This window comes from Leuconostoc rapi (assembly GCF_016908715.1).
In the GTDB taxonomy this organism is placed as follows: domain Bacteria; phylum Bacillota; class Bacilli; order Lactobacillales; family Lactobacillaceae; genus Leuconostoc; species Leuconostoc rapi.
Window position 1 is genome coordinate 239074 of the sequence record NZ_JAFBEK010000002.1, and the last position, 20473, is coordinate 259546.

23 protein-coding genes are annotated in these 20473 nt (G+C 38.9%); 17 read left to right on the forward strand and 6 right to left on the reverse strand.

Features of this window, described 5'->3' with window-relative positions:
* The first annotated feature begins 98 nt into the window (after positions 1-98).
* Both JOD28_RS03535 and JOD28_RS03540 read left to right on the forward strand, forming a co-directional pair.
* Positions 99-2762 (forward strand): cation-translocating P-type ATPase, encoded by a 2664-nt coding sequence (locus JOD28_RS03535; protein ID WP_204769503.1) that lies wholly within the window; start codon positions 99-101, stop codon positions 2760-2762.
* 7 nt (positions 2763-2769) lie between these two features.
* Positions 2770-3213: a chemotaxis protein gene (locus JOD28_RS03540; protein WP_204769504.1), complete on the forward strand. Its 444-nt coding sequence runs from the start codon at positions 2770-2772 to the stop codon at positions 3211-3213.
* A 76-nt stretch (positions 3214-3289) separates the two neighbouring features.
* On the opposite strand, the gene JOD28_RS03545 is transcribed toward JOD28_RS03540, so the two are convergent.
* Positions 3290-3697, reverse strand: a complete 408-nt coding sequence (locus JOD28_RS03545; RefSeq protein WP_204769505.1) for a Fur family transcriptional regulator — start codon at positions 3695-3697, stop codon at positions 3290-3292.
* A gap of 121 nt (positions 3698-3818) precedes the next feature.
* On the opposite strand from JOD28_RS03545, the gene JOD28_RS03550 reads away from it, so the two are divergent.
* The 4 genes from JOD28_RS03550 to JOD28_RS03565 are packed head-to-tail and all read left to right on the forward strand — an operon-like array spanning position 3819 to position 6766.
* Complete coding sequence (locus tag JOD28_RS03550; RefSeq protein ID WP_204769506.1) at positions 3819-4493, forward strand: VIT1/CCC1 transporter family protein; 675 nt, start codon at positions 3819-3821, stop codon at positions 4491-4493.
* 46 nt (positions 4494-4539) lie between these two features.
* On the forward strand, positions 4540-5244 hold the full coding sequence (locus JOD28_RS03555; protein WP_204769507.1) for a VIT1/CCC1 transporter family protein: 705 nt from the start codon (positions 4540-4542) through the stop codon (positions 5242-5244).
* A 46-nt stretch (positions 5245-5290) separates the two neighbouring features.
* Positions 5291-6139 carry a YihY/virulence factor BrkB family protein gene (locus JOD28_RS03560; RefSeq protein ID WP_204769508.1) on the forward strand — a complete coding sequence of 283 codons (849 nt, stop codon included), beginning with the start codon at positions 5291-5293 and terminating at the stop codon, positions 6137-6139.
* A gap of 27 nt (positions 6140-6166) precedes the next feature.
* Complete coding sequence (locus JOD28_RS03565; RefSeq protein ID WP_204769509.1) at positions 6167-6766, forward strand: DUF1054 family protein; 600 nt, start codon at positions 6167-6169, stop codon at positions 6764-6766.
* 31 nt (positions 6767-6797) lie between these two features.
* Here the strand turns inward: JOD28_RS03565 and JOD28_RS03570 are convergent, their stop codons facing one another.
* A complete protein-coding gene (locus tag JOD28_RS03570; protein ID WP_204769510.1) occupies positions 6798-7619 on the reverse strand; it encodes a hypothetical protein in 822 nt (273 codons plus the stop codon).
* 332 nt (positions 7620-7951) lie between these two features.
* Here JOD28_RS03570 and metK point away from each other — a divergent pair, with 332 nt between their 5' ends.
* Positions 7952-9109, forward strand: coding sequence for a methionine adenosyltransferase (metK, locus tag JOD28_RS03575; protein ID WP_204769511.1), 1158 nt, complete (start codon positions 7952-7954; stop codon positions 9107-9109).
* A gap of 32 nt (positions 9110-9141) precedes the next feature.
* Complete coding sequence (locus JOD28_RS03580; RefSeq protein ID WP_204769512.1) at positions 9142-10080, forward strand: ADP-ribosylglycohydrolase family protein; 939 nt, start codon at positions 9142-9144, stop codon at positions 10078-10080.
* 110 nt (positions 10081-10190) lie between these two features.
* Here JOD28_RS03580 and JOD28_RS03585 read toward each other — a convergent pair whose 3' ends face one another.
* The 4 genes from JOD28_RS03585 to JOD28_RS03600 all read right to left on the reverse strand — a co-directional run bounded on the left by JOD28_RS03585 (position 10191) and on the right by JOD28_RS03600 (position 14814).
* On the reverse strand, positions 10191-11114 hold the full coding sequence (locus JOD28_RS03585; RefSeq protein ID WP_204769513.1) for a diacylglycerol/lipid kinase family protein: 924 nt from the start codon (positions 11112-11114) through the stop codon (positions 10191-10193).
* Between the two features lie 78 nt (positions 11115-11192).
* Positions 11193-12710, reverse strand: coding sequence for a phosphoenolpyruvate carboxylase (ppcA, locus tag JOD28_RS03590; protein ID WP_204769514.1), 1518 nt, complete (start codon positions 12708-12710; stop codon positions 11193-11195).
* A gap of 206 nt (positions 12711-12916) precedes the next feature.
* A complete protein-coding gene (gene rnjA / locus JOD28_RS03595) occupies positions 12917-14599 on the reverse strand; it encodes a ribonuclease J1 (RefSeq protein WP_204769515.1) in 1683 nt (560 codons plus the stop codon).
* A gap of 2 nt (positions 14600-14601) precedes the next feature.
* Positions 14602-14814, reverse strand: coding sequence for a DNA-dependent RNA polymerase subunit epsilon (locus JOD28_RS03600; RefSeq protein ID WP_204769516.1), 213 nt, complete (start codon positions 14812-14814; stop codon positions 14602-14604).
* 153 nt (positions 14815-14967) lie between these two features.
* Between JOD28_RS03600 and JOD28_RS03605 the strand changes: the two genes are divergently transcribed.
* From JOD28_RS03605 to JOD28_RS03645, 9 genes are all read left to right on the forward strand, one after another.
* Positions 14968-15531: an LOG family protein gene (locus JOD28_RS03605; RefSeq protein ID WP_204769517.1), complete on the forward strand. Its 564-nt coding sequence runs from the start codon at positions 14968-14970 to the stop codon at positions 15529-15531.
* Positions 15532-15575: 44 nt separating this feature from the next.
* Entirely contained in the window at positions 15576-16040 is a 465-nt protein-coding gene (locus JOD28_RS03610; RefSeq protein ID WP_204769518.1) for a MarR family winged helix-turn-helix transcriptional regulator, read from the forward strand.
* Positions 16041-16144: 104 nt separating this feature from the next.
* Entirely contained in the window at positions 16145-16705 is a 561-nt protein-coding gene (efp, locus tag JOD28_RS03615; protein ID WP_204769519.1) for an elongation factor P, read from the forward strand.
* A 170-nt stretch (positions 16706-16875) separates the two neighbouring features.
* Entirely contained in the window at positions 16876-17334 is a 459-nt protein-coding gene (locus JOD28_RS03620) for an Asp23/Gls24 family envelope stress response protein (protein WP_204769520.1), read from the forward strand.
* A complete protein-coding gene (nusB, locus tag JOD28_RS03625) occupies positions 17334-17750 on the forward strand; it encodes a transcription antitermination factor NusB (protein ID WP_204769521.1) in 417 nt (138 codons plus the stop codon). Before JOD28_RS03620 ends, nusB begins: the two co-directional genes overlap by 1 nt.
* Positions 17751-17892: 142 nt before the next feature.
* Complete coding sequence (locus JOD28_RS03630; protein WP_204769522.1) at positions 17893-18690, forward strand: TatD family hydrolase; 798 nt, start codon at positions 17893-17895, stop codon at positions 18688-18690.
* The gene (rnmV, locus tag JOD28_RS03635) at positions 18683-19243 is read left to right on the forward strand and encodes a ribonuclease M5 (RefSeq protein WP_204769523.1); all 561 of its coding nucleotides are present in this window, start codon (positions 18683-18685) and stop codon (positions 19241-19243) included. Before JOD28_RS03630 ends, rnmV begins: the two co-directional genes overlap by 8 nt.
* 4 nt (positions 19244-19247) lie before the next feature.
* Positions 19248-20135, forward strand: a complete 888-nt coding sequence (rsmA, locus tag JOD28_RS03640) for a 16S rRNA (adenine(1518)-N(6)/adenine(1519)-N(6))-dimethyltransferase RsmA (protein ID WP_204769524.1) — start codon at positions 19248-19250, stop codon at positions 20133-20135.
* Positions 20136-20237: 102 nt separating this feature from the next.
* Entirely contained in the window at positions 20238-20471 is a 234-nt protein-coding gene (locus JOD28_RS03645) for a Veg family protein (protein ID WP_204769525.1), read from the forward strand.
* Positions 20472-20473: the final 2 nt, after the last annotated feature.

The following is a 20473-nucleotide window of genomic DNA, read 5'->3' on the forward strand; positions in this document are numbered from 1 at the left end:
GTAAATGGCTAGCGTAAATTCGTTTAGTTGCTATTTACATGAGTTTTTTGTTTGAAGTGAAACTTAAGGTATAAACGCTTTAGCGTAGGAGGAAAAATATGGCAGAACAGCCATTGTATAATCAAGATGTCAAACAGGTACTCTCTCAATTGCGAACAAATGGGGAAACTGGGCTAACGCAGTCTGAGGCAACCAAACGTTTAAATGATGACGGCCCTAACCAGTTGAAAGAAGCAGAATCAACCACGCTTTTTCAAAAATTCATCAACCAATTTAAAGATTTTATGATTGCTATTTTATTGGTAGCGGCTGTTGTGGCGGCTTTTACTGGTGAACTTGTTGATGCCATCTTCATCTTAGCTATTGTGATCATCAATGCCGTGTTTGGTGTTTTTCAGGAAGCAAAAGCAGAAGATGCCATTAACGCTTTGAAAGAGATGTCTACGCCAAATGCAAATGTCATCCGTGATAGCAAAGAAATGTCTGTTAAATCAACAGAGTTAGTTGCTGGAGACCTTGTACGTTTAGAGGCAGGTGACATTGTTCCGGCCGATTTACGTTTTATTGAGTCTGCCTCTTTGCAGATAGAAGAGGCTTCATTAACTGGTGAGTCAGTACCAGTCGACAAAGTAGCAACGACATTAACTGATTCTGATTTGCCATTAGGTGATCGTAAGAACCTTGGATTTATGAACACCAATGTGACTTATGGTCGTGGTGTTGGTATTGTGATAAGCACTGGTATGGCTACTGAAATTGGACATATTGCTGGCATGCTTGAGTCAGCAGATGAAACTAAAACGCCTCTGCAAGAAAACTTGATTCGATTGGGTCGTGTATTAACATATCTTATTTTGATTATTGCTGCCATAACGTTCGTCGTTGGTCTAGTGCGTGGCAAAGAAACAATTATCGATATGCTTTTGACATCAATTTCACTTGCTGTTGCAGCTATTCCAGAAGGATTGCCCGCCATTGTTACGATTACATTAGCACTAGGCACAACACGTATGGCATCACGAAACGCTTTAATACGAAAATTACCTGCTGTGGAGACGTTAGGCTCAACAGATATTATTGGATCTGATAAAACTGGTACATTAACACAAAACAAAATGACAGTTGAAAAAGTTGTTGTCAATGCTGAGGTATCTGATGCGACAACAATTAAAGACTTTTCAGGCACATATGGTCGTTTAGCAGATATTTTAGCGTTAAACAATGATACCAAACGTACAGAAAACGGGTATGTTGGTGATCCAACTGAAACAGCCTTAATTGCTTTTAATGAAAGCCATCATCGTAATATTGATCAGTTGTTTCAGGAAATGCCACGTTTGGCCGAAATACCATTTGATTCTGAACGAAAATTGATGTCAACTGTCCACCCAGCGCCTAATGGCCATATTGTAACCGTTAAAGGTGCGCCGGACGAACTACTCAAGCGGGCCACAAAGATTGAAATGGCTGGTGAAGTCGTTGAATTGTCCGATGATATACGCGCTAAGCTTTTGGCAATCAATTCAGAATTAGCTACTCAAGCTTTACGTGTTCTTGGCTTCGCCTATAAGACGTTAGATGCAGTACCAGAAGACATGATTTCTGAAGTCGTAGAAAGCAATCTTGTGTTTACAGGATTTGTGGGTCTGATCGATCCAGAACGACCAGAGGTTGCTCGTGCCGTTGCTGAAGCTAAAACTGCAGGTATTCGTTCAATGATGATCACAGGTGACCACCGCGATACGGCAGCAGCCATTGCAATTCGTTTGGGCATCTTAGATGAAAAAGATAAAGATACAGCTGTGATTTCTGGTTCTGATTTAGATGCCATGACCGAAGAAGATTTTGCTGAAAATGTCAACAAGTATAGTGTTTATGCACGTGTAGCACCAGAACATAAAGTTAAAATTGTGCGTGCATGGCAAAAGAAAGGCAAAGTCGTTGCGATGACTGGCGACGGGGTTAATGATGCCCCAGCCCTAAAGACTGCTGATATTGGTATTGCTATGGGTATCACAGGAACAGAAGTCTCAAAGGGCGCATCAGATATGGTGTTAGCAGATGATAACTTTGCGACAATTGTTCATGCTGTTGAAGAAGGCCGTAAGGTCTTTGCCAATATTCAAAAAGCCTTACAGTACCTATTAGCTTCTAACTTGGCTGAGGTTATTTCTATCTTTGTCATGACATTATTGGGTTGGAATATTTTGGCACCTATTATGATTTTATGGATTAACCTAGTGACTGACACATTACCGGCCATTGCTTTAGGTGTTGAGCCAGCCCAAAAAGATGTGATGACTCAGCGCCCTAGAGGTCGAGGTGCAAGCTTCTTGTCTGGTGGTGTTGGCGCAGCAATCATTTGGCAGGGTATTTTACAAGCAGTCATTGTCTTATCTGTTTATGGCTTTGCTTTGGCGTATCCGGTACACGCAGCCGAATTTGAAGCACATCGTGATGCATTAACAATGTCATTTATGACACTTGGATTGATGCAGATGTTCAACGCTATTAACGTGAAGTCAGTTTATGGGTCAATGTTTGGCCCACAAGCTTTCCAAAACAAACTATTTAATTGGGCGCTATTAGGCTCATTAGTAGTTATGGCAGCAGTTGTTGTTATTCCTGCACTAAACCCCATATTCCACGTTTCTCACTTAGATGGTTACCAATGGGCAATTGTATTATGCGCAGGTATTAGTATCATTGTTATTGTAGAGATTGTTAAGTTGATACAACGTAAAATTTTTAATAAAGGATAATAGGACATTGGCAAAATTTAATCCAAAACAAGCACAAATATATATTCAAACTTTACAAAATGTGTTAACAAACACAGAAGAAACAGCAGAACGTGTGACGCCATTTTTCACAAAACTTGATGACGCCAAGCAGGCAGATAAGATTTCGGATATTCCAACTGCGGAATTTGCTGAAATTAAAGCAGAATTCGAAGATACTGTGGAAAACTACAAGCAAAATGCCGCACAACTAAATACTGCGTCAGCACCAATTCGTCTACTGGGCATTCATAAATCATTGGTATCAGCTTACCAAAACTATGCTGAAGCGACAGCTTTGATGGCAGATGCCGTTGTTGTTGCAAATCACGCCATTGATAACGATAAGTATGAAAAATCAGAGAACGATCAAGCGATTTATCTTGAAAAGATACACGCTGCTGTTTCAAAGATTATGACTACTAGCATGTAATTGTAGTTACAACTCAAAAAGCCAGAAACCGATTAGTTATCGGTTTCTGGCTTTTTATGTGCATTGATAATTTAAGCTACTTTGCTTCATCAGGGTCAACACCGTAAATTTCAATATGGAACCCGGTAATATTAAGACCGCTTGCTTGCCGTGCAGCTTCAAATAAAGGTGCGACATCAAAGTTATCCGCATCAATAATTTCATTCGTATTATTATTAATAATATGATAGTGTGGTTCGCCATAATAATCGTAATGACGTTTATCATCTTTTTGTGTATCAATGACAATAACAAGTCCCACATCAACTAGCTTTTCTAAAGTGTTATAGATAGTAGCTAAGCTGATTTCTTTCAAATCAAGGTGAATCATATCAGCTGTGGGATGTGTTTCGTGTGTCATTAGATAATCTAAAATGGTGATGCGTTGGAATGTCGCTTTTAAACCACGAGTTTGTAACATATCACGTAAGTTTTGATCTGTCATTTTATTACCTCATACTTCATAAAATATTATAGCACGTAAAATAGAATGTTTCTAATTATCTTGATTTTTTGTCAAATGTTTGGTATAACTAAATTAGAATAATTCTAAAAGAGGAAACAAAATGGACAAGCAAAGTTTAATGCAACGTAACAACTTAATTCGAGCTGGTGTTATGGGTGCAAACGATGGTATTTTGTCAGTATCCGGTATTGTTTTAGGTGTGGCGGGGGCTACAAGTAATACAGGGACAATTTTATTGGCAGGTTTTGCGGGCATGTTAGCTGGGACTGTATCTATGGCAATGGGAGAATATGTGTCAGTCAGTTCACAACATGACGCGCAGGAAAAGGTGCGTCGAATCCAAACAGACGCATTAGCAACAAACTATGATGGTGAATTTTCGTACATACAAGATAAATACACAGCGGATGGTATTTCCCAAAAATTAGCACGTCAAGCAACAGAAGAAATGATGAGCAAGGATGCGTTAACGACCACTGTGCGTGAACGCTATGGGTTCACATTGGACCATGAGCTTAGCGCAGGTGGTGCAGCGATGGTATCGCTAATTAGCTTTCCAATTGGATCTATTTTGCCGATGTTAGCTATTTCTATGACACCGAAAGACATGCGTGAAATTGCCACATTTATTGCGGTGATTATTGCGTTAACGTTGACCGGTTATTCAGCAGCTGTATTAAATGGTGCGAATAAAAAACGTGCAGCACTTAGAAACGTGATTGCTGGTGTCTTCACGATGGTTGTTACATATATCATTGGATCATTATTTAGATGAAAGGAGTGTTGCTATACTGCTTGAGCAATATAACAACTGTTGAAACATGGATATTAAAATTAAAAAAGAACATGTGGTAAAAGAACAAGCAACGATGGATGAACGTTTGAATGCCATTCGAGCAGGTGTATTAGGATCAAATGATGGTATTTTAACAGTTGTTGGTGTGCTTTTTTCTGTTGCAGCAGCGACAACAGATAATTTTGCTATCTTCATAGCAGGATTAGCTGATTTAATGGCTTGTGCATTGTCGATGGCTTCAGGTGAATATTCATCTGTGAGTTCTCAATCTGATAGTGAAAAAGTAGTCGTTGCACAGGAACAAGCGTTGTTAAAAACAGATTTTCCTGGTCAACATCTATCAGTTGAAAATTTTTATGTTGATCGTGGTGTCACGCGGTCAACGGCTAAGGCGATTGCAGATGAATTAATGAGCAAGAAGCCACTGGAGACGATGTTGAGTACGAAATATGATATCACTTTAGGCCATTATATGAATCCTTGGTCAGCTGCATGGGCTTCATTATTTTGTGCCGCTATTGGTGGTGTATTTCCACTCGCAGCATTGATTTTGTCACCTGTACGCTACCAATTTATCGCCACAATTTTAGCAACCGTTGTTGCTGTTGCTTTAACCGGTTTACTAAGTGCGAAAATGTCAAATGGCTTGGTTAAACGAGCTGTCGTGCGTAATATTGTTATTGGCTTACTAACGATTGCCATTCATTATGGTATTGGTATGTTATTTTAACTAAAATTTTAATACATGATCACTAAATGTTTGGCATAATAGAAGTATGATAAAACAAGCTAAACAATATTGGCAGGTACTCGATAAGCGATTTAAACTATCAATCCTAGGTGATTTATTCAAACGCGCCCAGGTTAATTATGTTGGACCTACGTTCGCTTACTATGTTTTGTTGACAGTCTTTCCGTTGCTGATCTCGGTAGCTATTATTATTTCTATTACAAATGTTAGCCAGACTGACCTGATTACAGCCATACAGAGTGTGCTGCCTAGTAACATTGAACAGATTGTGACACCTATTTTGCAGTCAGTTTTGTCATCTAAAAGCGCGTCGTGGTTGTCATTTTCGATACTCTTAACATTGTGGACTGTATCACGTGTTATTGCTGTTTTCAGATTATCATTTAATCGCATTGCAGGTGTGGAAGAACGTATTAGTAACTTGCTGACACGTGTATGGTCATTTATATGGTTGTTAATTATTATTGCTGTTTTTGGTGTGTTAATGGTCGGTAGTAATATTCTAACGATTGTGATCCAACAATTCCCTGATAATCACTGGACCTTTTTCTTAGAACATCAGTCACACTGGTTAATTTGGTTGGCTATGTGGCTGGCATTGACACTAATGAATTATTTGTTACCGACAAAAGAGGGGAGAGCCCCCTTTAGATTTGTCGCCCTTGGTAGTTTAATTGAGGTGGGGATGCTGAATTTGTTAAATATCGGATTTACCTGGTATACAAAATTTGGTTTAAAGCAGTATGACTTTTATCAGTCTATGAGTTCGATTATTGTTGTTTTAATCTGGTTAAATCTTATTGCTACGGTGTTAGTCATAGGCTATGTTTTAATTCAGTGGATGACGATTCTAAAAAATGATGGGCACCAATAGCGTATATCTTTTTGGGGGATGTTAAGTATGTTTAAGAATGAAGATTTTAATATATTTGCTGTTGAGTCGTTAGAAGAGCGTATGCAGTTGATAAGAGGTAAGCTAGGACCAAAATTTGAACAAAGTGCAGCAGTCATGTTGCCTGTTTTAAATGAAAATGGCCAACAATGGTATGCACATGTGGCAAAACACTTACGCCGCACAACGAATGCACCTGATAACACTTGGGTAGCTTTTGCGCCAAATAAGCGTGGTTACAAAATGATGCCTCATTTTGAGTTGGGTATTTGGGCAGATCATGTTTATCTTTATCTTGCTGTTGAAGAAAATATGAAACCAAAGGATACCCAAAGCATTGTGACAAAAATGACAGCGGCTCGTGACCTCGTTCAGTCATTGCCCAGTGATTTTGTATTGAGCCCTGATCATATGGTGAACGCGTCACAACAGTTGACTATACAGGCATATGATGACATGGTTGCGCGTTACCGTCAAGTTAAGCATAGTGAAGTGCTCATTGGGATTAATATACTACGTGGGGATCAAAGTTTTGTCCAAGACACGGACCTATCACAAATAATCACTGCGCTAAAATTATTGTTACCCATTTACGATGTCTTAAAATAAAAATGTCGCCCCATGAATGAGGCGACATTTTTTAATGGTATATTAACAGCATTGATAGCGCTAGCATTAGGACATAACCCATATGTTGCCAGTTACCAATTTTTGCTTTCACGAACTGGAGGATAAAAGCTAATAAACTAAAAATAATAATAAAGACAGTACTGATTGCCATTTCATGACTAAAGACAGTGACCCAAAATAAGCCTAGCGTCAAAATACTTAATTTACGACCATCGGGATTTGGCATAAAGATTGGGGTGAAATAAAAGCCAAAACCAAATAGCATAGGTAATAATTGCCAGATGAATCGTTGTGTTACGAAATTATTAGTGACATAAAAAATACTAATGGGTATCGTATAGGTTGCTAAGACACTGAATAAAACCAGTCCGAGCCAATTTTGTAAACCAAACCAATTTTGTTGGACGGCTGCACAAAATCCGGTTAACAACAAGAGTAGAATAAATATTTCGTGGCGTGTTTGGATGAGCGAACTAAAGGTGAACAGAATACTCAGTATTAAAAATAAATAGCTGAGGATACTACGAAAGTTTTGTGTCATCATCAGTGTCATGCCGATTGCAATGGTTAACGTGTAGCCAAACAAGGGCACAATTTGCCACGTCATCGCTGCGCCAGCCAATGCCTTTGTATGAAGTAATGGTTGACGCCACCAGACAATGTTTAAGCTGATAACGATGGCAGCGAGTGGTGCCCAACGACGCCAATCAAAAAAACCAGCCGGTGTAAAATTTTCATAACTACGACGCTCCTGTGGATTAGCGCTCATACGATTTGGTACACGGCGACCATCTGGTAATTTTTGAGATTGTTCTTGATAATTAAGATCCATAAGTAATATTGTACCCTAATTTAATAGGATTGCGTACGGTTTTGTGAAATATCTCAAAATACGAGATAAATATGATTTTAAAACATATTTGCATTTTTGTGAAAGCTCTGCTATTCTAAAGATACAATTTAAATCAGCTATCAAGAGTAGGCGAGTGATACAGCACAGTGACCCTACACCAACCGGTGATATATGGTAACATATATCAGCACGGTGGTCCGTCTGTACAGATAGTCGTCACGTTAGCGCGTACCGACTGATCGTTGGTGCGCGCTTTTAATTTGCGGCCAGTAGCTTTTTATTTTGAATTTTTTTAGGAGGTCATGTTTAACATGGCAAAGTATTTCACATCAGAATCAGTTTCCGCAGGACACCCCGACAAAATCGCCGATCAAATAGCTGACGCTATTTTGGATGCAGTGCTTGAGCAAGATCCCTACGCCCGTTCAGCGGTTGAAGTAACAACATCAACTGGCGACGTTTCTATTTTTGGCGAATTATCAACGTCAGCCTATGTTAATGTGCGACAAATTGCGACAGATACCATTCGCGAAATTGGTTACAATAAGGCAGATCTTGGGTTCACTGCTGATTCTGTCAATGTATCAAATCGTATTGTTGAACAATCGGGTGATATTTCTCAGGCAGTGGACAATGCCGATGATGATCCAGAGCAATTAGGCGCTGGAGATCAGGGCATGGTTTTTGGTTATGCCACAAATGAAACAGATAGTTACTTACCTTTGACGTTGGCTTTATCACATCGTTTGATGCGTAAAATTCGTGATGTCCGCGAAAGTGGCGTCGTTTCTTATTTACGACCAGATGCTAAAGCTGAAGTTAGTGTTGAATTGGATGATAATGATCAAGTGACACGTATTGCTGCTGTGGTTTTGTCAACACAACACGACGAAGACGTGACACTAGAACAATTACGTGAGGATGTCCGTCGATTTGTTATCGATGCAGTATTGCCACAAAATCTAGTGGATGCTGATACGATCTACTATATTAATCCTTCAGGTCGCTTTGTTCTGGGTGGACCGCAAGCCGATTCAGGATTAACAGGCCGTAAAATTATTGTTGATACATATGGTGGCGCAGCACATCATGGTGGCGGTGCTTTCTCAGGTAAGGATGCCACAAAAGTTGATCGATCAGCTGCGTACTTTGCACGCTATGTCGCTAAAAACTTAGTAGCAGCCGGTGTCGCTGATAAGTTGGAACTTCAAGTTGCTTATGCTATCGGTGTGGCACAACCTGTATCTTTGAATATTGATACGTTTGGTACTGCAAAAATTGATGAGGATAAAATTCGTCATATTACATCACAATTATTTGATTTCCGACCATTAGCCATCATTAACCATTTGAATTTACGTCGCCCAATCTATAAGCAAACAGCGGCATTTGGACACTTTGGTCGAACAGATATCGACTTACCTTGGGAAGAATTGGATAAAGTAGCTGAGATTAAGTCATTGTTATAATTTTTAATTTGTCGTATATGTTAAAATGAGATATGGCAAAAAAGCAATCAACAATACAAAGTTTAATGTTTGGCATGGCCGTTGGTGAAAGCATGACCCAATTAACGACTAGTCAAAAAGACAATCTATTAAAAGCACCAAGTCACTTCAATGACATACTGAGTTGGGGTTCGCAGACAAGCTTAGCTTTGACAACAATTGCGAGTTTATCTCGCGGGTATCAATTAGCAGATGTGATGAACCACTTTCAAAATTGGTATAAAAAACGGCAATTTGCCCCGGAACAGACGTTACAACGGGTCGATGAGGTCACTAAACAAGCATTGGAAAACTATAATAAGAATAGAGACACGTTAGCATCAGGGATATTAGAAGATACAGCAGATAGCGAGAATATTCTTGTGAGAATGTTACCGGTTGCGTTGTACTTACATCACGAATACGGTGTCTCTTTTATTAATGATGAGGTAGCAATGCTAACATTGCATCGCATAGCCGGTTTGACACATAATGATGAAGGTGCGTTGGTCAGCGTTGGTATGTTGAGTCTGATTGTTAGTCAATTATTAGACGGTCAAGTGATTCGAGATGCCGTTGAAAATGGGTTAGCATTTGGCTTTGAGTATTATTCGCGACATAAAGTATTTGAAGCGGAATTATCGGCTTTTGAAGAATTAAATTTACCAGATTTCGCTAATATTCCGGTTAATCATATCAAGTTGAATGGGCGTAGCGCCAATACATTAGAGGCAATTATTTGGTCATTGCTTAATAGTAATAACTATACACAAGCCATTGAAAATGCATTTTTGCATGGGCACGCTAATAGTATTGTACCAACAGTGGTGAGCGCTATTGCCGCAGTGGTTTATCGTGAGGATTTAGTTTTACAAGCCAGCCAACATTTAGTTGCACGCAAATTGATTGTTAGCGTGACAAACCAAGCTGAGAGATTAGGGCGGTTTAACTAAAATTATATCATTAAAAATTTTAAAACAGGTCTGAATCGGCTAATTAAAGCGATTCAGACCTGTTTTGTTGTACAAAATGTCAAATTATAGCATACGCGCTAACTGTATTTTCATAACCAAAAAGGATATACCTCGTGTTGAACAGTGAAAGCAAAGGTACCATTGCCTAATGATTTACCGTCCATATACCCTGTTTGAATGTCGTGTATATGGATATTTGCGTTGTCCGCTAGGGAAATATGATGCGCAGCTTTAAGATGTGGTGTTTCGCTATTTTTAATGAAAGAAGGCAGCATTGTTAAAAAGTTTACGATCGACATTTTTTCAGTAATAACTAAATTAAGTACCGTTTTATGGCAGTCAAGATGTGTTAAGTTATCATTAAAGTAAGGTTGGTTTTTGATAGTCATCAGAGTCGTATTGGTTATCTGCCGATAATGTTTACCGTTCAAAATTGTCATTTGAAAAGGTTGTTGTGTGATGGGCACAGCTGGTTTTGAAAGTAGGGGTGTAAGCATTTTAAACAGGGCATGCATCAATGATGAAGGGTGTTGCGTTTCTTGTTCTGATTTTTCGGCAGTGATAGCATGACAGCCAATATCGATACGATTAACAAAATATCTAGTTGTCTGGTGTGGTGCATCACCACAAATCTTACCAACATTGAGTAATTGAGAGTGATTAATTTTCTGTAATTGTGAAACAACCTCAGAAGCATGTGCAATATGAGTGCCTTTTAAAAAAGTCGGATCTAATCCTGTTGGTATGTAAGTGAGCGGTATTTTAACATCACGTTTGACTGCTAATAGCCCGTTTAATACTTCATTTAAAGTACAGTTGTCACCCACCGCTAAAATAACTGCTGTGGGGTCAGTTGTCTTTTTGGCTAGCATTTTAGCTAAGTATGTCGCATGACCAGCATACTTAGTATCGTGCCATGCTAAAATATTTGGCATCGCCTGAATAGCATGGATCATATTTGAATAATTATCAGTACCAACATGTGGATTATTAATAACGTAAAAGTTAGGCATGAGTCACAATTTCTTTCGATAAAAATTAGTTTCATTGTAACAAAAAAAGCCACAAAGGGCTATGGCATAAATAAATTATTAGCCTAGGAAGTGACGGAGTTGCGCCATGCGGTTAATGAGTGCTGTAGTGGCGATTGGGGCACCTTCCTTGATTTGTACCACCTGTAAGGCAATTGCAGCATGTTGCTGTTGCTCACGTGTCTTAGGGCCAATTTCGAGGTCAAAGATATTTTTCAATGTCATAATATCTTCTTCAACATCTGCCCAAGCAGGACTTTGCGTTTTTAGAATTTGCAAAGCGTCTAAATTGACATAGGCGGCAAGTTCACGAAAATCTTGTTTCATACTAGGATAGTTACGAACAAAGACCGATAGATGGTCTGCGTTCAAATGTGCTAAAGCACGACCAAAGCCTATAAATTCTGGGGGAACACCGATGGAATAGAATGATCCTGTAAAATTAATTGCACGTGGTAATTCAATACCGTCAACAGAACGTGAGTAACCAAGAACACCAACGTGTTGACGACGATCACGACGCTTGGGAAAAGCTTTGAAAATAGGTTGCATGTCAGGGACGAGTTGATCAAGTGTATGCGCATAAAATAAAGCAGACTCTTCAGCAATTTCAGCTAGTATTTTTTGATCATCATTTGAAATTTTTAGTGGCGTGGCAACTGGTAATTTCTCTTTTAGTTCAGTAATAGCTTGTTGAACTTCTTCCAGGGGAAAGTCATACCGGAAAGCTGATTGTACAGTAGCGGTGCGTACACCAGGAAATTCTTTGAGATAACGATCAATACGGCGTGGTGATAAACCACCACGGAAGATAGCAGATCCTGTACCTGAAATAGGGTAAATGTCAATGTTTTCTTCTTGTGCAAATTCATGCAGTCTTGCTATAGCAAGTTTATTACCCGTAATTGAACTCATGAATCCTGCTGTTAACGCAGAGTCTGATCCAGCCAAAAATACGCGGAGATATTTTGGACGGAAACCGAAATGTTCTTCATGCAACTTTAAATATTCTTTCAAAATTTCGGGTGCATGTAATTGTGTATTAAAGTCCTCAAATAAAGGAATCATTTCAATATAAGGTGTATTACGATCATTCTTTGTAAATTCAACCGATTTGAAATTAGCCAATTTCTCAAATAATACTTGCATTTCAATGAGTTGATCTGCACGTTGTGCCATGGGCAATATTGTTTCAAATAAAGGGCGTTGATCAAATCCTAAATCATGTGCAAAGTCTTCAGAACTTAAAATAGCAGTCATAGCCTGCATCAAGTTGTAACCTTTTTCTTCCCATATGTTTGGAAAACGAAAAGTCAAAAACTTATCACGACCAATTTGATCTTTTTTAAAATAATCATATTCGGTGCTAAACAAGCGATCAATAACAGCGGCATCGGCATGTTTACCTTCCCAGTCCCACATATATTCATCAACGTTTAACTCGCTGAAGTTTTCAAAGGCTTCGTTCATTTCACGATAAGCGCTAATGAATGGTTGTTGTGAGGCATCCCAAAATGGGGCGTTAGCATTGTCAGGGTGTTGTGTACCCATAATAGTAGGGATTTTTCGTTCTGTCATGATGGCTCCTTCATCTTATACTTATACCATTCTAGCATATCAATAGCTGATTAAAAATAAATGTGTCAAGTTTTTTTATGATAAAGAAAGGAAAGATAGGTTGATTGTTCGGAAAATACTGATCATATTTGAAAGTCAATTCGGAAGTGCTAATGTGTCACAAAAAAAACGAAACAACTATCTTATGAGTTGTTTCGTTTTTTGGGTTAAATCATAATCAACATTGGCAAAACCATCGGCTTGCGAGCTGTTTCTTTGTATAAAAATCTAGAAAGGTCATCAATAACAGCTTGACGGATGTCCGCTTCGCTAACATTGGCATTATTCATCACACGACGCATCGTACCAAAAATAATACGTCGACCTTCATTGATTAATTCACCTGATTCACGCATATATACAAAACCGCGTGATAGAATATCTGGACCAGATAAAATTTCTTTTTTCTTTAAATCAATTGTTGCAGTAACAACGACTAAGCCATCTTGTGATAACTTTTGTCGATCGTGTAATACGACGGAACCAATATCACCAATCCCTGAACCGTCAATGTAAGTATCTTCGCCAGGGAAGTGGCCAGCAACACGTGCATTTTCACCATCTAATGCCAAAACATCACCATTTTCTAAAATGAATGTATGGTCTTTTGGAATTTCTAATTCATGTGCTAGAGAAGCATGGACTTTTAACATCCGATACTCACCGTGGACAGGCATAAAGTATTTTGGTTTCATTAAAGCAATCATGAGCTTTTCTTCTTCTTGTCCACCGTGACCAGAAGTGTGGATGTTATTCACCTTACCGTAAATTACATTAGCGCCACCTTCTTCAAGTTTATTAATTACTTGGTTTACTGAAGCGGTGTTACCTGGAATTGGTGATGAAGAAAAGATCACGTTGTCTTTAGGCTTCAAACGAATTTGTTTATGTGTACCTTCTGCAATGCGTGCTAAAGCAGCCATTGGCTCACCTTGAGACCCAGTTGATAAAATTAAGAGTTCGTCATCTGGAATGTGTTTGATTTCAGACTGCTCGACCAGCATATTGTCTGGAATGTTTAAGTAGCCTAGGGCACGCCCATTGGTAACGGCCGATTCCATTGAGCGACCAAACACAGCAATTTTTCGGCCATGTGCGATAGCAGCATCTGTTGCCATTCGCACACGATTCATATTAGATGCAAATGTCGCAAAAATGATACGGCCATGTTCGATTTTATCAAAAATGCGGTTAACGGACTTTGCGACCCAAGCTTCTGATTTGGTCCACTCTGGACGTTCAGCATTAGTTGAATCACTCATCATGAGTAAGACACCATTTTCGCCAATGCGTGCCATAGACCAAAGGTTTGGTGGCTGTTTTGTCGTTGGTGTCAGGTCAAATTTAAAGTCACCGGTTTCGACAATTGTGCCAACAGGTGTATGGACAGCAACACCAAATACATCAGGAATTGAATGCGTTGTACGGAAGAATTCGACACTTAATTGGTCAAATTCTAATAACGAACCGTCAGTAATTTCATGCAGTTCAACGCGGTTTAACATTTGCTTTTCTTCAAGTTTGTTCTTGATTAAAGCCATAGCTAATGGGCCAGCGTAAACTGGGACGTTAACAGATTGTAAAAAGTAGGAGATGGCACCGATATGGTCTTCGTGTCCGTGGGTAATAACCAGTGCCTTAACGCGATCGATATTGTCAACTAAATAAGTATAGTCGGGAATCACATAATCAATACCAAGTAAGTCGTCTTCTGGGAACTTAATACCCGCGTCGACCACAATAATTTCATTTTGATACTCGATACCATATGTATTCTTACCGATCTCGCCTAATCCGCCTAGCGCATATACTGCGACTTCATTAGGTTTGATATCTACAGAATATGCCATAGTTAGAATGTCGTAATTTCGAAGGCAGGGTTGGCTTTTTCGTAAGTTAGCGCCTTGTCTGATAGTTCTTCGATAGCTTCCACATTGTAAGTTGTGTTTTCTTCAATAATTTCCCGCGCTTGTGGCAAACTTTCTGCCGTCAAATAAAGTGAAACTGTCGTCTCACGTTTGGGATTGCGTTCCGGATGTTCTTGATAATAAACTTTGTAAATCATAAATGCCTCCAATAATAGTAGTTAATTTTAATTTGTCACGAACGAAAACCTATATAATAGTGTACCACATAGCGTATACAAACGGGGAATTTGTCTGATTATTGCTTGATTATTGTGCTTAATATTGTTAAATTTATAGAAAGGAATAAATTTATGACAGTTCAATCAATTGCAGTGTTCATGGGAGCACAATTCGGAAATGATCCAAAATACACTGAAATTGCTAAACAGCTTGGCCAGACGATTGCGCAGCGGAAGCTCACTTTGGTTTATGGTGGTGGCAGAGATGGGCTAATGGGTGCTACAGCGCTCAGTGTTATGGCAAATGGCGGAGAAGTTTTAGGCATTACGCCTTATAATCTTGCTGAGGATGCCATTTCACCTGACCAAGTGACAAAGTTAATTGAAGTTGAAAATATGTCAGAACGCAAAGACCTGATGATGTTTTATGCTGATGCTTTTATTGTATTGCCAGGTGGTTTTGGCACTTTAGAAGAGTTGGCACAGGTTTTGAGTTGGGCCAAGATTGGTTTGCACGACAAACCATTAACCTTACTAAATGTTAATGGCTTTTATGACAATTTATGGGTATGGTTAAAAGAGATGGAAACTAGTGGATTTGTTGGGTCACATGACTTGGAACACGTACAGTTGTTTAATAATATTACTGACACTTTAGATTATCTTGACCATTTTCATGTGTCATCAGCAAAGTAACCTGGTAGCCATTAAATAATAGGCATCATAATTTGGGAGGATAAATGGCACACGATGATTTGCTAACGGAATTTATTGGTATATATATGTCATCGCTTAAAAATTTAGAAAAACTGATTTCACAGCCAACCAGTGAATTTGGTATTTCTTTTGAACAATGGCTAATTATGTCTGCTGTTGCAAAAAACACAAGCGAAAAGCCGTTAACTATGACAGAAATTGCAGCTGCACGCGGTGTTACAAAAGGGGCTGTTGCTCGGCAACTCAAACCGCTGTTTGAACGTGAATACTTACAGCAAATACACGATACTGCAGACCGCCGTCGCGTCTTACTCGTATTGACACAAATAGGGCAGGATGTTGAGTCAGTTATCACATTGCGCGTCAATCAGCGTTTTAACGGATGGCTGGATATCTACGGTCATGAGGAGGGATTAGATTTATTGAAAACCTTTCACCGTTTAGATGACTTAATTGTAAAACCAGAGTTAAAAAAGAAAAAATATTGAAAAAATATCATATTTGTGGTAAAATTTTAACTTGTTTGAATACTGCAATATAAGCAGTTTTCTGGTATAATAAACTATATTATTAATAAAAGAGGATATTAATCATGGCTATTGGCATGAATGATTTGAAAAATGGATTGACAATTGAGTACTCAAATTCAATTTGGCGTGTTTTGGACTTCCAACATGTTAAGCCTGGAAAAGGTGGCGCCTTCGTCCGCTCAAAGTTGAAGAACTTGCGTACAGGGGCTGTCAACGAAGTGACATTCCGACCTGGTGATAAGTTTGAACAAGCTGACATTACAACACGTCCCATGTCTTACCTATTTGCTGAAAATGATGGCCGTGTATTTATGGATGTCGAATCATATGAGCAAGTTAACTTGCCTGATGATAAGATTGAAAATGCGTTGAAGTTTTTGCTTGAAGGTATGGAAGTTAAAATCACAATGTATGGTAATGAAATTTTAGGTGCTGAATTACCATCAACAGTATCTCTAAAGGTAACAGAAACACAACCTGGTATTAAAGGTGCGACAGCTACTGGTTCAGGTAAACCAGCAACTGTTGAAACAGGAGCCACAATTACTGTGCCAGATTTCATCAATGAAGGTGAGACAATTACTGTGAACACAGAAGACGGCTCATATAAGGGCCGTGCTTAATTACTAAGTGTACCGATACAGACTGAACACGCCACGTTTAGTACGATAGCATTAAGCGTTATAATCGTGTTGATGTCGTATGAATCATGCGTGTTTAGATCGTAGGGAACACACGTCAAAAGTTCCCCAGTGGAACTTTTTATTTTAAAGAATATTTCAAGGATAGAATAATGGCCAGAGAAATTAAGCGTAGCAAACAAACAACAAAAAATATTATTTTGACAACTGACGATTCAGCTGTTGGGACAACACAAGTGACGCCAGAGGTTATCGAAGTGATTGCACAAATTGCAACACAAGAGGTAGATGGGGTCTATTCAATGCGGGGCAAGTTATCAGATCGCTTCACTGATGCTTTTGGGTCCAATGCGCGCGGAAAGGGTGTTGAATTGACACAAGCTGAAGATGGCTTGGTCATTGAGGCATACGTCTTTTTGCAATATGGGGTCACTGTACCTCGAGTTGCGCTTGAAATTCAAAACGCCATCCAATCACAAATTGCATCAATGACTGATATACATGTTGCGCAGGTCAACGTGCATATTAGTGGTATTGTGCCAGAAAAAGTGGCAAGCAAAATTGATCCTGATAATTTATTTGGAGAACATGCAACAGAGGTGGCCGATTAATGGCGAATTTAACACGACATGAGTCGCGTCAAGCAGCTTTTCAAGTGCTGTTTGCACTTGAAAAAGATCCACAAAGTAATAATATTGACAAATTATATGACATCGTTTTAGCAGGTAAAGACTATGATGATTATTTGCCACGACTTGTTAATGGTATTTTGGGAACAAAAGTTGAATTAGATGAACAAGTTGCGGCTCATTTAGCAGATGGTTGGGCCATTAATCGTCTTAATAAAGCTGATTTAATCATTTTACGTTTAGCAGTTTATGAACTATTAAATAATTTGGTGCCCTACAAAGTAGCTATTGATGAAGCATTGATTTTAACTAAAACATTTTCGGATGAAGACAGTCGTAAGTTTGTCAACGGTGTATTGAAAAACTTTGCACCATCAGTTGCACCAAAATCCGAGTAAGCATTGAAAAGTCGCTTGTCGGCTTTTTTTCTTCATTGACGGTTTTAATGAAATTTTTTAGACTCAGAATAAAGGAGAAGTGCGAGTTCGGTTGTACGTGAGGCATACCATACGTATCCGTACTCACCGCATTTAATTAATTATGGCAATTTATGATTTAACAAAGACACCAGCAGATAGTTATGATACCCACACGCATCTTAATGATGACAAATTATTTCATGACGTCCCCGCATATATCGGTCGGGCAAATGAATTTCGTGTGATGGAAATGAACATTGTTGGTTATGATGCAACAGGGAATGAACGCGCCTTAGAAATCGCGCAAGCACATGACAATATTTATGCAGTGCTTGGTTTTCAACCAGAAGACACAGGTACTTTTGATGCAGCAGCTGCAGTAAAACTTGAAGAACAATTACAACAAGATAAAGTTGTTGGTGTGGGTGAAACAGGTTTGGATTACTATTGGGAAACAACTGCACACGATGTACAGAAGAAGGCGTTTAAAGCTCACCTTGCTTTGGCTAAAAAATGCCAGTTACCTGTGATTATTCATAATCGTGATGCATTTGAGGACGTTTACGCAATGTTGAAAGAAAGTGGTGTTACCAAGGGCGTGATGCATAGTTTTTCAGGTACGCCAGAACAAGCATTGGCGTTTGTTGATTTGGGGATGCATATCTCATTTAGTGGTGTTGTGACTTTTAAAAAAGCAGAAAATGTTCGTGAAGCGGCGAAAGTAGTGCCATTAGATCGCATACTTGTTGAGACGGATGCGCCTTATTTAGCACCAACGCCTTTTAGAGGCAAAGACAACGAGCCAGCTTTCGTCAAATATATTATTGATTCATTAGCTGAAACACTTGATTTGACACCAAAAGATCTTGCAGATATCACGCGCAAGAATGCACACCAGCTGTTTTTAAACCATGATTAAACGATTATATATTAATGAAATGATTGTTGTTGAAGGCCGGTCTGATACGCAAAATTTAATGCGCGCTGTTGTTGCTGATACCATTGAAACTGGTGGTAGTGCGATTAAGACGGATGCTATTGAACGCGCAAAGCAGGCAGCAGAAACACGTGGCGTTATTATATTAACTGACCCAGATTTCAATGGCCAACGTATCAGACAAATTATGACGGATGCAGTGCCAACAGCAAAACAAGCATATATTACACAAGATGAAGCGCGTGCGGCTAAAGATACATCACATAAATCATTGGGCGTTGAACATGCGACACCTGAAATATTACAACTTGCTTTATCGCATGTGATGACACCAAAAATTGACGTGATAACGGATGTTGATCAACAATTTCTGTTGGAAAATGGTTTGTTGAGTGGCAAACATGCACGCCAGCATCGTGAATTGGTGGGTGAAACGTTGCATATTGGCTATAGTAATGGGAAACAATTACTCAAGCGTGTCCAACAGTTTGGTATTACGCAGGCACAAATTTTGGCAGTATTGAAAGGTGAATGATTGAATGGCAGAAATAATTGATATTGCAGACCCAATGCGTACTCAAGCAATTTTGAATACATATGGTTTACGCGCCAAGAAGAAGTTCGGACAAAATTTTTTAACGGATTTGACTGTTTTACACGGTATTGTTGATACAGCTGGGATAACAGACCAAGATTATGTCATCGAAATAGGCCCTGGTATCGGCGCATTGACTGAACAATTAGCACGCGTAGCCAAAAAGGTCGTGGCTTTTGAAATTGATACACAAATGGTTAATGTTCTCAGTGAAACATTGCAGCCATATGATAATGTTAAAGTCATTAATGGGGATATACTAGATATCAACCTACCTGAAGTTATTCGTGCTGAATTTGGTGAAAACGCACATGTTAAGGTTGTTGCTAATTTACCTTATTACATTACAACGCCAATTTTAATGCAACTTTTACGTACTAATATCGTATGGGATAGTATTGTTGTGATGATGCAACGTGAGGTGGCAGAACGTTTGAATGCCGAAGTTGGGACTAAAGCTTACGGTGTGTTAACTTTGATTATTCAATATTTTGCTAAGGCAGAATTAGCCATAGAAGTTTCTGCTGCATCATTTAACCCTGCACCTAATGTTGATTCAGCAGTGGTTAAGTTAACACCATTGTCACCTGAACTTGTGGTGGCGCAACCTGAACGTCTATTTGGCGTTATTAAGGGTAGTTTTTCGCATCGACGTAAAAGTTTGTGGAATAATATGTTACAAACCTACGGTAAAGATACAGCAATTAAAGAGAAAATAACGCGTGCCTTAGACCAATCTAATATTGCACCATCAATACGTGCAGAACGCTTAGATTTAAAACAATTAACTGCTCTTTACTTGGCTTTAAAAGCGCAAGGTTTGACGCAATAACCGTATATTTTATCATAAAAACGTCAGAATATACACCTTAATTTGTGATTAATGCTTATTTATGTTATAATTAAGTGAGTTTTTCACGAAAGGTGGTATAAAATGCCAAGTAGTTTACAAGACATCAAGTTCAAGCTCGACGCCCATGTGGGTGAAGCAGTTACTGTGGTGGCACAAGCCGGCCGCAAAAAGATCACTGAACGCACAGGCGTTCTACGTTCAACTTTCCCTTCGCTATTCATTGTAGAGTTAAATGAAGAAGCTAACTTTGAACGTGCATCGTATAGTTATACCGACATTTTAACAAATAATATTGATATTACTTTTGCTGATTAAAT

What these genes read in the sequence shown, in the direction of transcription:
- JOD28_RS03535 (WP_204769503.1), top strand. Translation starts at nt 99, where the DNA reads ATGGCAGAACAGCCATTGTATAATCAAGATGTCAAACAGGTACTCTCT.
- JOD28_RS03545 (WP_204769505.1), bottom strand. Translation starts at nt 3,697, where the DNA reads ATGACAGATCAAAACTTACGTGATATGTTACAAACTCGTGGTTTAAAA.
- JOD28_RS03550 (WP_204769506.1), top strand. Translation starts at nt 3,819, where the DNA reads ATGGACAAGCAAAGTTTAATGCAACGTAACAACTTAATTCGAGCTGGT.
- JOD28_RS03555 (WP_204769507.1), top strand. Translation starts at nt 4,540, where the DNA reads ATGGATATTAAAATTAAAAAAGAACATGTGGTAAAAGAACAAGCAACG.
- JOD28_RS03560 (WP_204769508.1), top strand. Translation starts at nt 5,291, where the DNA reads ATGATAAAACAAGCTAAACAATATTGGCAGGTACTCGATAAGCGATTT.
- JOD28_RS03565 (WP_204769509.1), top strand. Translation starts at nt 6,167, where the DNA reads ATGTTTAAGAATGAAGATTTTAATATATTTGCTGTTGAGTCGTTAGAA.
- JOD28_RS03570 (WP_204769510.1), bottom strand. Translation starts at nt 7,619, where the DNA reads ATGGATCTTAATTATCAAGAACAATCTCAAAAATTACCAGATGGTCGC.
- metK (WP_204769511.1), top strand. Translation starts at nt 7,952, where the DNA reads ATGGCAAAGTATTTCACATCAGAATCAGTTTCCGCAGGACACCCCGAC.
- JOD28_RS03580 (WP_204769512.1), top strand. Translation starts at nt 9,142, where the DNA reads ATGGCAAAAAAGCAATCAACAATACAAAGTTTAATGTTTGGCATGGCC.
- JOD28_RS03585 (WP_204769513.1), bottom strand. Translation starts at nt 11,114, where the DNA reads ATGCCTAACTTTTACGTTATTAATAATCCACATGTTGGTACTGATAAT.
- ppcA (WP_204769514.1), bottom strand. Translation starts at nt 12,710, where the DNA reads ATGACAGAACGAAAAATCCCTACTATTATGGGTACACAACACCCTGAC.
- rnjA (WP_204769515.1), bottom strand. Translation starts at nt 14,599, where the DNA reads ATGGCATATTCTGTAGATATCAAACCTAATGAAGTCGCAGTATATGCG.
- JOD28_RS03600 (WP_204769516.1), bottom strand. Translation starts at nt 14,814, where the DNA reads ATGATTTACAAAGTTTATTATCAAGAACATCCGGAACGCAATCCCAAA.
- JOD28_RS03605 (WP_204769517.1), top strand. Translation starts at nt 14,968, where the DNA reads ATGACAGTTCAATCAATTGCAGTGTTCATGGGAGCACAATTCGGAAAT.
- JOD28_RS03610 (WP_204769518.1), top strand. Translation starts at nt 15,576, where the DNA reads ATGGCACACGATGATTTGCTAACGGAATTTATTGGTATATATATGTCA.
- efp (WP_204769519.1), top strand. Translation starts at nt 16,145, where the DNA reads ATGGCTATTGGCATGAATGATTTGAAAAATGGATTGACAATTGAGTAC.
- JOD28_RS03620 (WP_204769520.1), top strand. Translation starts at nt 16,876, where the DNA reads ATGGCCAGAGAAATTAAGCGTAGCAAACAAACAACAAAAAATATTATT.
- nusB (WP_204769521.1), top strand. Translation starts at nt 17,334, where the DNA reads ATGGCGAATTTAACACGACATGAGTCGCGTCAAGCAGCTTTTCAAGTG.
- JOD28_RS03630 (WP_204769522.1), top strand. Translation starts at nt 17,893, where the DNA reads ATGGCAATTTATGATTTAACAAAGACACCAGCAGATAGTTATGATACC.
- rnmV (WP_204769523.1), top strand. Translation starts at nt 18,683, where the DNA reads ATGATTAAACGATTATATATTAATGAAATGATTGTTGTTGAAGGCCGG.
- rsmA (WP_204769524.1), top strand. Translation starts at nt 19,248, where the DNA reads ATGGCAGAAATAATTGATATTGCAGACCCAATGCGTACTCAAGCAATT.
- JOD28_RS03645 (WP_204769525.1), top strand. Translation starts at nt 20,238, where the DNA reads ATGCCAAGTAGTTTACAAGACATCAAGTTCAAGCTCGACGCCCATGTG.